The organism is Fusibacter paucivorans, from assembly GCF_018390735.1.
In the GTDB taxonomy this organism is placed as follows: domain Bacteria; phylum Bacillota; class Clostridia; order Peptostreptococcales; family Acidaminobacteraceae; genus Fusibacter; species Fusibacter paucivorans.
This window is the reverse complement of record NZ_JAHBCL010000006.1, coordinates 81,216-93,501: the sequence shown is the minus strand read 5'-3', so window position 1 is coordinate 93,501 and position 12,286 is coordinate 81,216. Positions and strand designations below refer to the sequence as shown.

Here is a 12,286-nt window from a genome sequence, read left to right as displayed (position 1 = left end):
AACAGAAAACTTCAAAATATTATCATTTTGTACTTTCAAAAAAACTTGCTATGGATTTTACTCTATGCTAGAATACACAAATAATAAGACATATCAACAAGCTGCGAGGAAAACTTGACCATGTGTTCAAAAAAACATACAGTTCACGACAAGCAGATAATGACAAGTAAATGATAATGAGATCAGAAACGGCAGCGGCGCCTTTTTCCTATATAACCAATTGGGAGGAAGGTGCTGTTTTTTTTAAAGGTCGAGTTTTCACGCACAGGGTGATAGGTCACACAATTAAAGGCTTCAAGGCAAAGGCGCTTTCGTTTATTGCGTAAACGAGCGCCTTTTTTTATTAACCAAACTTGCTGGCCGCGATGATTAGGAGGGAAAATTATGAGACAAGTAGCTATTTACGGAAAAGGTGGTATCGGCAAATCTACCACAACACAAAACTTGACTGCCGCACTGGGCGAGATGGGCAAAAAAATTATGATTGTTGGCTGTGATCCAAAGGCGGACTCTACGCGTCTTATTCTTGGTGGCCTTGCACAGCAAACCGTTTTGGATACCCTGAGAGAAGAAGGGGACGACATTGAACTCGATGCAGTCTTGAAAGAGGGGTTTGCAAATATCAAGTGTGTGGAATCCGGTGGGCCGGAACCTGGCGTCGGATGTGCCGGTCGGGGGATTATTACCTCAATCAGCTTACTGGAACAACTAGGTGCTTATGAGGATAATTTGGATTATGTCTTCTACGATGTTCTCGGCGATGTTGTCTGCGGCGGTTTTGCAATGCCGATTCGCGAAGGGAAAGCGGAAGAAGTCTATATTGTTGCCAGTGGTGAGATGATGGCCATGTATGCAGCAAATAACATCTGCAAAGGTATTCAGAAATATGCGGCAACCGGTAAGACGAGACTTGGCGGCATCATTTGCAACAGTCGTAAAGTTGACAATGAATACAATATGATTAAAGCATTCGCAGAAGAACTCGGAAGCCAAATGATTCACTTTGTGCCAAGAGACAATGTGGTTCAGCGTGCAGAGATTAATCGGAAAACTGTTATTGATTTTGATGCGAAAGATCCTCAGGCAGATGAGTACAGAACACTTGCAAAGGCAATTGACGGCAATAAAAACCTTGTTGTGCCGAAGCCGATGTCTGAAGACAGACTGGAAGAAATTCTATCTGAATTCGGTATTTTGGGTTAATGGCAAATTAGCGAATAGCGGTGTACGAACCACTCGATGCGCTATTCAATGAATCAATATTCAATTAGTTGCAGTCGATCGTGTTTTAGATGGTAAAAATCGGTTTAAAACATCGACACGGTGGCGGAGTGATGAAGCAGAAAGATTACATCAAAATCAAAAGGGGGATACAACCATTATGAAAATGATCAGAGCAATCATCAGACCTGAAAAGGTCTCAAAGGTTCTCAATGAACTGCAGGAAGCAGGATATAGCTCGGTTACAAAGATGGACGTCGTCGGGCGCGGTCGCCAGAGAGGCGTCAAAGTAGGCAATGTCTATTATGAACAGCTAGAAAAAGAACTCCTGATGATCGTCTGTAAGGCGGAAGATTCAGATGAGATTATAAAACTCATTATTAAAAATGCAAAGACAGGTGAAGGTACTTTCGGAGATGGTAAGATTTTTGTGACTGACGTTGAAAAGGCAATTACCATCAGCTCGGGAGAAGTAGAAGCTTAGAAGGAGGCAACTCGTGAAAGAAATTATGGCAATCATTCGTATGCATAACATCAATGATACCGCTCATGCACTTTCGGAAGCCGGATTCTCTTCTATGACAGGGCGTAAAGTCTTCGGACGCGGTAAAAAGAATTTGAATTTCGAATTGCTCGAGAAGGTGATCGACGATGGCATTGAAGCACCGCCGAGAACGCTGGAAAGCATTTCAGAAAGTCAAAGACTCTTTGCAAAGCGCATCATGTCGCTGGTTGTCAAAGACGAAGACGTCGATGCGGTTGTAAACATTATTGTTGAACACAATCAGACCGGCAACATGGGAGACGGTAAAATATTCGTTCTGCCGGTTGCTGAGGTCATTCGCGTGAGAACGGGTGAAATAGGAGATAGTGCAATTTAGTGAGTGAACAGGAGGAAACTATGGCAGTCAGCAAAAAGGACTTGCAATCAAAGATACTTGATGCTTATCCTGCAAGTGTCATGAAGAACAGGAAAAAGCACATTATTATAAAAGATTCAAGTGAAATACAGGAAATTCAGGCCAATACGCGTACCATTCCCGGTATTATCACAAACCGTGGGTGTGCTTACGCAGGCTGTAAAGGCGTTGTCATCGGGCCGATTGTCGACATGGTTCACATCGTACACGGACCGATAGGCTGTTCCTATTACGCTTGGCAGACAAGACGAAATAAAGGTGTTGCAAGAGAAGGCGGCAAGAGCTTTCTCGAGTATTGTTTCAGCACAGACATGCAGGAAAGCGATATTGTCTTTGGCGGTGAAAAGAAACTCGCCAAAGCAATTGATGAAGCAGTTGAAATTTTTAATCCCAGAGCGATCTCCATTAGTGCCACTTGTCCGGTGGGGCTCATAGGTGATGATATCAGTGCCGTTGCAAAATCGGCACAGGAGAAATACGGTATTCCGGTACTCTCGTTTAACTGTGAAGGCTATAAGGGTGTAAGTCAGTCGGCGGGGCATCATATTGCCAACAATAAACTCATGCTGGAAGTTGTCGGGAAAAATGATATTGAAACAAAGCCGTTTTCCATCAATATTCTCGGTGAGTACAACATTGGCGGCGATGAGTGGGAAATTGCACGCGTTCTGCATAAAATAGGCTATAACATTATGACGACGATGACAGGCAACTCAACCTATGATGAAATTGCAACGGCGCATCAGGCAGACTTAAACCTCGTTCAGTGTCATCGTTCCATCAACTACATTGCCGATATGATCGAAATTAAATACGGTGCACCTTGGATGAAAGTTAACTTCATCGGTATTGAAGCCATGAGCAAAACACTGAGAGATATTGCCGAGTACTTTGATGATGACAATCTCAAAAAGCGTACAGAACAGGTCATCGCAGAAGAAGTGGCAGAGCTTGAAGATGAAATCGCAGGTTACAAGGCAATGTGTGATGGGAAAACGGCTATTCTATTTGTCGGCGGTTCCAGAGCACATCACTACCAAGGACTTTTAAGTGAAATCGGTATTTCAACAGTTGCTGCTGGCTACGAGTTTGCCCATCGAGATGACTATGAGGGCAGGGATATTATACCGGATATTAAACTGGATGCCGATACGCGAAATATTGAAGAAATTTCAGTAGAACAGGATGCGGAAAAATTCCATCTCAGAATTCCGGCAGAACGTATTGAAGAGCTGAAATCAACGGTGCCAATGAGTGTTTACAAAGGGATGATTACCGATATGCCGGATGGCAGTATGCTCATTGACGACCTTAACCATTTCGAGACAGAAGTATTGATTAAGGCGCTAAAGCCATCATTCTTTGGTTCTGGGATTAAGGACAAATACGCCGTTCAGAAAATGGGCGTTTATGCAAAACAATTGCATTCCTACGATTATGGTGGACCTTATGCAGGTTACCGCGGCGCGGTTAATTTCGCCCGAGATGTTGTCGCAGGCATGTTTACACCGGCATGGCAGTATGTATTGCCGCCGTGGAAGACGCAACCAGGATTGGTTGGCAAATACGTAGAGGAAGGAGAGGCATAAGATGTTAGATCAAACCCCGAGTAAATTATCAGAACGCAGCGCATTGGTTGTCAATCCTGCAAAAACGTGTCAGCCCGTTGGGGCAATGTACGCAGCACTTGGCATTCACAATTGTCTGCCGCACAGTCATGGCTCGCAAGGCTGCTGTTCCTATCACAGAATGCATCTGACGAGACACTTTAGAGATCCCATTATGGCCTCCACGAGTTCGTTTACAGAAGGCGCGTGCGTCTTCGGCGGTAAGCCGAATCTCACGAAAGGCCTCACCAATATATTTGAAATTTACGATCCAGATGTCGTTGCCATTAACACGACGTGTTTATCTGAAACCATCGGTGACGATATCAGCGACATTATCCGCAGTGCGAAAATTCCAGAAGGTAAAGTGGTGATTCACGCCAATACGCCAAGCTATGTGGGTTCACATGTCACCGGGTTTTCAAATATGGTCAAAGCAATGGTTGCCTATCTGGCAGAAGATACAGAAGTTAAGAATAGCACCATCAACATTATTCCGGGCTATGTTGAACCATCGGATATGAAAGAAATGAAGCGGATCATGAGACTCTTAGATGCTCCTTATATCATGTTTCCAGACACCAGTGATGTTGTCAATGCCCCAATGACGGGGAAATATGAAATGTACCCAAAGGGCGGCACAAAAGTTGAAGAAATTCGTAAGTCCGGCAGCAGCAAGGCGACGATTGCCATGGGTTCTTTTGCTTCAAAAGACGGTGGTTATGAACTCGAATCAAAATGCAATATCCCGTGCCATGTTATTAAAGTGCCAATGGGCGTTAAAGCCACAGACGATTTTATTATGAAAGTACTTGAAATTACTGGCGGAAGCGTGCCCTATGAACTGGAAATGGAACGCGGTCAGCTCGTCGATCTCATGGTAGATGTGCATAATCACTATCATAACAAGCGCGTTGCCATTTTCGGCGATCCTGATATTGTGATTGCCATGACGGAGCTCGTTCTCAGTTTAGGGATGAAACCTGTGCACATACTGACGGGAACACCTGGAAAGGACTTTGACAAGACGGTTGAAGAAACACTGCAAACATATGGTGAGACAGCAGAACACGTCAAGTCAAAAGGAGACCTCATGGAGCTGCACCAATGGATTAAAGAAAGTCCGGTTGATATGATTATTGGCAACACTTATGGTAAATACATTGCCCGTGCGGAGGATATTCCACTGGTAAGAGTCGGCTGGCCGATCCTCGACCGCGTTGGTCATAGTTATTTCCCGCTTGTAGGTTACATGGGCGCCATTCGAATGATCGAAAAAATCAGTACGGCATTCCTTGACCTAAGAGACAAAACATGTTCTGATGAAGATTTTGAACTCGTTCTTTAAAGAAAAGTAAGCGTGTAAAAGCATATTAATTGTTATAACACCCCAATGTCAGCAAGCTTGTTGGTGTTTATTGGGAGATACCCCATTTCTCCAGTAAGCGCCTTCAAGCTTTGTTATCGTTCTTGATCAATCGCTCTTAACCAAGTACAGTCCATTGTGTTTCATTAGAGAGGTGTGATAATTGAACGAAAGCGGCGTAAAATTAGTGCTGTCATATCCGGCGTTACCCTACAATGAAGAAATGGAGGCATGAAATGGAAAAACCAAAGCATCATATATTCGTATGCGCGAGTACACGCCTTAACGGCAAGGTGACGGGGACATGCGAGCGAAAAGAATCGCACAATCTCTTGGCGATGATTAATGAAGAGCTATCGGATCGCGATCTGGAAGCAGACGTAATGGTCACGAGCACAGGCTGTTTAGGTCTGTGTGATAAAGGGCCGATCGTGATCATTTATCCGGAAGGGACATGGTACGGTGAAGTCGCCGAAGATGATATTCCAGAGATTCTAGATGCGTTGGAAGCTGGCGAAGTGGTTGAATCACTCGTCATCGCCTAAATTGAAAGTTTTTAAATGGCTTATGAAGACGATATAAAGATGGAAAAAGTGCCTGAAAAATTATAAAAATGAAATGAAAACGCCCCCGTCATGATGTTTTAAGCATGTACTGGGGCGTTTTATCGATATTTTACGATTAAAATAATTAAAATAGCAGGGTTTGATAAATGTCTGTGCTATTTTTATCGTATGGCAGTTCAACATATTGTCGTAAAGATTTAACGAAAGGTAATGATGCAACTTCCTTATTTGTTGATTAGGAGGTTTTTCTCGAAAGATTAAAGGCCGTCAGCGCAAAGAAGATGAGCGCCGTTGCCAATAAGAAAAAGATGCTGGTGGCATTACTGACGGTGTTGTCACCAATAATAAACACAATGCCCATTTCTTCTTTAAAATCTGCAAGATAATTTACAGGAATATCGCTAAAACCGGTGGTCAAAGGCGTGTTCATCATAATTTGTCTTAATAGGACAGCTGCATGGGATGTTGGAAACAGTTTTACGATCCATTGAACGGCCTGAGGCAGCTGCCCCACCGGTAGATAAATACCTGTCAAGAAACCAATGATGGTGCCGATAATCGTACTGGCGGTTGAATAGGCATTATTGCTGCTGAAAAACGAAGTGATGAAGAAGACCATCGCCGCGTTCGCGATAACTGTTAGCATTAGGGTGCCAATGAATGCTGGCAGAGAAGCTGCAGCGATGAGACTGCCGCCGTTGAGTAAAATGTATAGTTCTGCGAAGATAAATGTAATGACCGAAAGGATAAAACCAATCATCAAGGCGCTAAAGAGATAGCCGCCAGCGAGCTTGTATTTCGAAATCGGGGCAACGTAAAAGTCTTTGTTGATCTTTTTGGCTTTATCATCGACCATGATCCCAAAAGCGCCCATTGTCGTTGTGACAGAAGTGGTGGCCAATAGGCCGGCCATAATCCAGTTGTCCATAATTTCGCGGCTGTTCTCAATTGAGCTGAGATTTGATGCATAGACTTCGCCGAGGAAGAGTACATAAATACCAATAATGATCAGTGAGGCGAGCAGTGAAAAGAAGACGGCGCTTCGATCTCTAAAAAATACTTTTAAATTGCGCTGCATAAATGAAATCATTGTCTAATCTCCTTTCCGGTGATACCGATAAAGGCATCGTCCATGGTGCCGATGCTGACTTCAAAGCTGTGAATGTATGATTCGCACTGATGTACAATTGGCAGTGCCGCCATTGTCTGTTCGAGATTGATGGTAACTTGACTGCCTTGCCAAATGCCTGAAATGGACTGCGCTGACAAAATACTGCGGACAGCGTCAATATCGTGGCAGTGGAGCACGAGTTTATCCTTAGCGTATGCGGCTCTCAATTCGGCTGGTGTCCCTTTGGCGGCGATATTGCCATCGTCAATGACCACCACATAGTCAGCTTCTGCGGCTTCTTCCATATAGTGTGTGGTTAAAAAGACAGTCATGCCGTTTTCGCGCTGCAACTTTTGAATGGTGTGCCAGACGGATTGTCTAGTCTGCGGATCCAGTCCTGTAGTAGGTTCATCTAAAAAAAGTATTTTGGGTGTGTTAATTAACGCTCTGGCAATATCGCATCGCCTGCGCTGACCGCCGGATAGTTTGCCATAAGGTCTTTTTGCCAATGCGGTGATATCAACAGCTGTCATTGCGTTTTCAATGGCTTTTGTCAGTTCATTCCCGCTTAAACCGTAAAAAGCACCTCGACTTCTCAAGTTTTCTTCAACGGTGAGCAACGCATCGAGCAGGCTGTCTTGAAAGACGGCGCCAATGCTGCTGCGAATGCCGGCATCGTCTTTACCGAGGGTAAAGCCATTAATCACTGCGTTGCCGCTGTCAGGCTTTAAAAAGGTACAAATCATATCGATTGTCGTGCTTTTGCCAGCCCCATTCGGCCCGAGAAATGCAAAGAGTTTACCGCGTTCGACGTAAAAACTGATTGCCTTGACGGCTTCTACGGGACCATATGATTTCTTTAAAGATTTGACTTCGATGATGATGTCATTAATCGTTTGATTACTCATGTTGGCGCTCCTTAATAATTTCGTTAATCGAATTGGCGAGGTGATAATTTTGCCAAGTGATGATCAGTGTGGTAATGATAAAGACGACAGTGAGAATGGCGACAACTTCGCCAACGTAGATTGCTTCCCAGGGGAACCACTTAAAAACACCGCCGCCAACTGCCAAAATAACCAACGAAGTGTCGATAAAATTGATAAAGATTGCAGCTAGCTGTGATTCGACTGGAATGCTCTCCGTAAAATACATGAGCACGGCGATAAGTGTGGTGCACGTAAAAAGCTGAAGCAGTACGACGTTATCAATAGACATCATAACATCTTGCATTAAACCTATAATCGACAAAATCATGGCAGAAAAAGTAAAGGAGATACAGTCGGTTAGGATATAAGTCTTTATCGATTTTTTTTTCATGAAAGGCTCCTTTCATATCCCAAATTTTTTTCGGAATGCTGATAGATAATGGCGACTGATAATGAGTTTTTCGCCATTCTGCATCGTTGCTTCCATTTTGCCGCCAAGCATTGAACGAATCGATTCCAGTTTGTCCGTGTTGAGAATGGTAGATTTGCTGATGCGTACAAAGGATGTGTGTTCCAGCTGCGCTTCCCACATATAGAGGCGCTGATCAGTTTCGAAGATATCGTTTGCAAGATAGAGAAACGTTTTTTCATCGACGCTTTCGATATAAAATATTTGTGCCAGTGTAAATTTGTGGATAGCACCGTCTTTGCTGCCTAGGACATCTCTTGAAATATTTTGAATGTTTTGGATGATTTGCTTAGTGGTAGCGTCTGCCGGATTGCTGCATTTAATCGTCAGCTCGGTTTCGAAAGGCGGTGCGACGTATTCGATTACAATCTTCAAAGGGACACCTCCAGTTTTGTTTATATTCTTATTATCCAATGTTTTGAGATAATATCAAGTGTTCAAAGGCAACTTGCACAATCTAGGGGGTAACCTGCAGAAATTGGCTTATTAAGCGTAAAAAGGGATGTCGGGAAAATCACATGTCAATATCTGTAGGATTGCTTTCAAACTTTCTTTATCTGTAGGACTGCTTTCAAACGTTTCTTTTTTTCGATATCTGAACTGAAATTTTCTGGAAATATCGATTTTACAACGTATGCAATGACTTTCATTCATAGTTTGGTTGTATTATAATAAAAAATTGTTGAAAAATATTTTTTTCGCACATTATAGCTTCACAAACCGTTATACAGAATGAGAGGAGGTTTTAAGTTGTCCGCTGATCTTCAGGAACATTACGACAAAATCTATCGTTATTGTTATTTTAAGGTTGGAAATGCTACATTGGCAGAAGACCTAACGCAAGAAACCTTCCTAAAATACTTCTCGCAGAACTCCTATATTGAGCATGGCAAAAAACTTGCCTATCTCTATGTGATTGCCCGAAACCTCTGTATAGATACCTTTCAAAAAAAGCAGTTTGAAGAATTGAAAGAGGATGTGGCAACTGTAGAGCCCTTTGAGCGCGTTGAACTTGGCATCGCCATACGACAAGTTTTGAAAAAATTACCGGAACAGGAGCAGGAGCTATTGCTTTTGAGGTTTGTAAACGGGCTAGCTGTCGGTGAAATTACAGCTATTACCGGACTTTCGCGGTTTGCGGTTTATAGGAAGACAAGCTCTGCGCTGTCTACTTTAAAACGATTAATGAAGGAGGATGATTTTTCTTGAATAATAAACTGAAAATGGGGTTGCAGTCTGCTTTTGAAGCACCTATACCAAAGAGAAAAGCTCAATTTTTAAAAACGCTACGTTACCCTAAAATTTCATACCTAAGCTTCTTAGGTTATCAGTTTGCCTATATTCGCAAACGCGTTTGGCTGCTTTCAGCCTTTATTCTGTTGATGGGATGGACAGTTTCTTTTTCAGCGGCGTTTCAGAATTTTCATATGGAAGCCAGTAGGGTATGGACTGTTTCCGCCATACTTCCGTTTTTGACGTTGCTTACGGTGACGGAAATTTTCCGCTCCGCTTTTGATTGTATGGCGGAGCTCGAAACGAGTTGTCGGTTCAATCTATCGCAGATCGTCATGGCAAGGATTAGTATTTTAGGAACAGGTAATTTTATTGTTTTATCTTTGCTTTTAATCTTGATCAATCGCAGTTCTCACTTTGGCATATTGCGATTAACTTTCTATTTACTTGTTCCTTATCTGATTACTTGCAGTTTATGCCTTCTGATTCTAAATCGGTCAAGCACTCGGGAGAGTATGTACGGCTGCGCTGCTGCCGCAGGCCTGGTAGGCATTATCAATATGATTATTGGAAGCGCTGTACAGTTTTATTCAGCAGGATATTTGCGATACTGGATACTTCTGTCGGCTGCTGCGATCGTGCTGATTGGATTTCAAATCCACAATCTATTGAAACAAACGGAGGATAAAACATGGAACTTGCTATTGACCGAGTGACAAAACGCTATGCCAATAAGATTGCATGCGACCGTATTTCTCTTACCCTTCATGCGGGTGTATATGGTCTGTTGGGAGCAAACGGAGCGGGAAAGACCACGCTGATGCGCATGATGTGTGGTGTATTAGCGCCGACATCGGGAACCATCGCCTTTGATGGAATTGATGTGAATCATGAAGATTACCGGGATGTGCTGGGGTATCTGCCGCAGGATTTCGGCTATTATCCCGAATTTACCGCACAGAACTTCATGCTTTATATCGCGATGCTCAAGGGCTTGCCTAAAGTTAGGGCGATGGAAAAATCTCGAGAGTTATTGGAACTGGTTTCCCTTGAAAAAGAAGCTAAGAAAAAGATCAAGACCTTTTCAGGCGGGATGAAGCAACGGCTTGGCATTGCCCAGTCGCTGCTGAACGATCCTAAAATACTAATCTTAGACGAACCGACTGCCGGACTGGATCCCAAAGAGCGGGTACGCTTTAGAAATCTAATTTCTCGCCTTGGCGCCAAACGGATTGTGCTTCTTTCCACCCACATCGTCTCGGATGTAGAACATATTGCCGATACGATTCTCCTTATGAAGAACGGTCAGTTGATCCATCAGGGAACATTGGAACAAATTATTGACACCATTACGGGCAAGGTTTGGGAATGCAGCGTTTCACAGGAAGCAGCGGAGATCATGTGTGAAAAACATCCTGTCATCAACATACGGCAAGAGGGAGAAAAAATTTTTCTTCGCCTGATATGCGAAAATCCGCCGCAGGATGACGCAACAGGCGTAACGGCAACGCTTGAAGATCTATACTTGTACTATTTTAGCGGGGTGAACGAACAGTGAATAGTTTTTGGAGCCTGACAGGCTTTGAGTATAAAAAAATATTGTGTCGGAAAAGTACATGGATCGTCTTTTTCCTAGCCATTATTGCTACCGTAATCAGCGTAAGCGGGACTTTGTTAGGCAATTCTTATATAGATGGTGAAATATATGAATCCAACTATGAGGGCATGACAAAAGATCGATCCTATGCGCGCTCACTCTCTGGACAAGCGATTGATCATAAATTGATTGTAAAAGCCGTAGATGCCTATTCAAAAATACCAGGTAGCGACAGTTATCATGATACCACGGAGTATCAAACATTTGCACGACCTTACAGTGCGATTTACGCCATCGTTCGCACTGTTTATAATACGGAATCCAAACGGTTTAATATGGAAGATTTCCAGAAATTGTCAGAAGAGCAGGTAGAACAGTTTTATGCCTTGCGGCGAAATAAGCAGGTACAGCTTGTCGAGGCAACGAGCATGAGTGATAAAGCCAAAGAAAAGGTGCTGGTACTCGACGCGAAGATTATGACACCACTGATTTTTTCTTATACGGATGGCTATACACGATTCTTTGTAACCGTCTATACATTGGGGCTAGTAGCGGCTTTTGCCATGGCAGTATGTATTGCGCCGATATTTTCCGGTGAATACGCTGCGGGGACAGATCAACTCATTCTGACGTCAAGACACGGGAAAAACAAGCTTATTGCAGCAAAGCTGTTTACCGGTTTTTCTCTGGCTGCATTGATTTGTGCTGTGCTTACGGCAGTTGATTATATTCTATCATTGAGCCTTTTTGGTTCGGACGGCGCAGATGCGCCGCTTCAATTATACTCTCCACTTTCACCTTATCCGCTGACGATGGGTAAGACCGCTTTGATTCTTGCAGTCTGTACTCTTTTTGCCTGTTTGATGACAGCGGCAATTACGATGCTGTTGTCTGCAAAATTCAAATCCCCGTTTGGTGTAATCATTCTTGTCGGTTTGTTGCTAATTATGCCGATGTTCGTATCTATATCCGAAAGAAACATTGTACTCTATAATTTGTTTCAGCTTCTTCCGACCAATATGATGCCTTATTGGACGGTAACGAATGGTATTCTATATGAATTACTTGGGCTGGTGATAAAGCCTTATGTATTTATGCCAATCTTTGCGATCGTAATCAGCATGTTGCTTGCGCCATTGGCGTATCGTTCTTTCAAAAAACACCAAATTGGCTAATTGAGAAAATTATACAATTTCCTTAAAGCGTGTTATACGTTCAAAACCACAATAAAACTGCTAGATTTAGGATTTTTGAAAGTCCTATTTCT

General features: G+C 43.1%; 14 protein-coding genes. 10 read left to right on the top strand and 4 right to left on the bottom strand.

Annotated elements, in window-relative coordinates; all coding sequences use genetic code 11:
- Positions 1-384 precede the first annotated feature (384 nt).
- The 6 genes from nifH (at position 385) to KHM83_RS04655 (ending at position 5,659) form a co-directional block, all read left to right on the top strand.
- Positions 385-1,203, top strand: a complete 819-nt coding sequence (gene nifH, locus KHM83_RS04680) for a nitrogenase iron protein (RefSeq protein ID WP_213235759.1) — start codon at positions 385-387, stop codon at positions 1,201-1,203.
- Between the two features lie 178 nt (positions 1,204-1,381).
- On the top strand, positions 1,382-1,705 hold the full coding sequence (locus tag KHM83_RS04675; RefSeq protein ID WP_213235758.1) for a P-II family nitrogen regulator: 324 nt from the start codon (positions 1,382-1,384) through the stop codon (positions 1,703-1,705).
- A gap of 13 nt (positions 1,706-1,718) precedes the next feature.
- Positions 1,719-2,102, top strand: a complete 384-nt coding sequence (locus KHM83_RS04670; RefSeq protein ID WP_213235757.1) for a P-II family nitrogen regulator — start codon at positions 1,719-1,721, stop codon at positions 2,100-2,102.
- 20 nt (positions 2,103-2,122) lie between these two features.
- A complete protein-coding gene (gene nifD, locus KHM83_RS04665) occupies positions 2,123-3,730 on the top strand; it encodes a nitrogenase molybdenum-iron protein alpha chain (RefSeq protein ID WP_213235756.1) in 1,608 nt (535 codons plus the stop codon).
- 1 nt (position 3,731) lies between these two features.
- Positions 3,732-5,096 (top strand): nitrogenase molybdenum-iron protein subunit beta, encoded by a 1,365-nt coding sequence (gene nifK, locus KHM83_RS04660; RefSeq protein ID WP_213235755.1) that lies wholly within the window; start codon positions 3,732-3,734, stop codon positions 5,094-5,096.
- A 254-nt stretch (positions 5,097-5,350) separates the two neighbouring features.
- A complete protein-coding gene (locus KHM83_RS04655; protein WP_213235754.1) occupies positions 5,351-5,659 on the top strand; it encodes a (2Fe-2S) ferredoxin domain-containing protein in 309 nt (102 codons plus the stop codon).
- Positions 5,660-5,915: 256 nt separating this feature from the next.
- On the opposite strand, the gene KHM83_RS04650 is transcribed toward KHM83_RS04655, so the two are convergent.
- From KHM83_RS04650 to KHM83_RS04635, 4 genes are read right to left on the bottom strand one after another with little or no spacing between them, the layout of a single operon-like run.
- Entirely contained in the window at positions 5,916-6,770 is an 855-nt protein-coding gene (locus KHM83_RS04650; protein ID WP_213235753.1) for an ABC transporter permease, read from the bottom strand.
- Positions 6,767-7,699 carry an ABC transporter ATP-binding protein gene (locus KHM83_RS04645; RefSeq protein WP_213235752.1) on the bottom strand — a complete coding sequence of 311 codons (933 nt, stop codon included), beginning with the start codon at positions 7,697-7,699 and terminating at the stop codon, positions 6,767-6,769. The genes KHM83_RS04650 and KHM83_RS04645 overlap by 4 nt, the downstream gene beginning before the upstream one ends.
- On the bottom strand, positions 7,692-8,111 hold the full coding sequence (locus KHM83_RS04640; protein ID WP_213235751.1) for a DUF3021 family protein: 420 nt from the start codon (positions 8,109-8,111) through the stop codon (positions 7,692-7,694). The genes KHM83_RS04645 and KHM83_RS04640 overlap by 8 nt, the downstream gene beginning before the upstream one ends.
- 12 nt (positions 8,112-8,123) lie before the next feature.
- Positions 8,124-8,564, bottom strand: coding sequence for a LytTR family DNA-binding domain-containing protein (locus KHM83_RS04635; protein WP_213235750.1), 441 nt, complete (start codon positions 8,562-8,564; stop codon positions 8,124-8,126).
- Between the two features lie 375 nt (positions 8,565-8,939).
- Between KHM83_RS04635 and KHM83_RS04630 the strand changes: the two genes are divergently transcribed.
- From KHM83_RS04630 to KHM83_RS04615, 4 genes are read left to right on the top strand one after another with little or no spacing between them, the layout of a single operon-like run.
- A complete protein-coding gene (locus KHM83_RS04630; RefSeq protein ID WP_213235749.1) occupies positions 8,940-9,398 on the top strand; it encodes an RNA polymerase sigma factor in 459 nt (152 codons plus the stop codon).
- A complete protein-coding gene (locus KHM83_RS04625) occupies positions 9,395-10,138 on the top strand; it encodes a hypothetical protein (RefSeq protein ID WP_213235748.1) in 744 nt (247 codons plus the stop codon). The genes KHM83_RS04630 and KHM83_RS04625 overlap by 4 nt, the downstream gene beginning before the upstream one ends.
- On the top strand, positions 10,114-10,980 hold the full coding sequence (locus KHM83_RS04620; protein WP_213235747.1) for an ABC transporter ATP-binding protein: 867 nt from the start codon (positions 10,114-10,116) through the stop codon (positions 10,978-10,980). Before KHM83_RS04625 ends, KHM83_RS04620 begins: the two co-directional genes overlap by 25 nt.
- Positions 10,977-12,194, top strand: a complete 1,218-nt coding sequence (locus tag KHM83_RS04615) for an ABC transporter permease (protein ID WP_213235746.1) — start codon at positions 10,977-10,979, stop codon at positions 12,192-12,194. Before KHM83_RS04620 ends, KHM83_RS04615 begins: the two co-directional genes overlap by 4 nt.
- Positions 12,195-12,286: the final 92 nt, after the last annotated feature.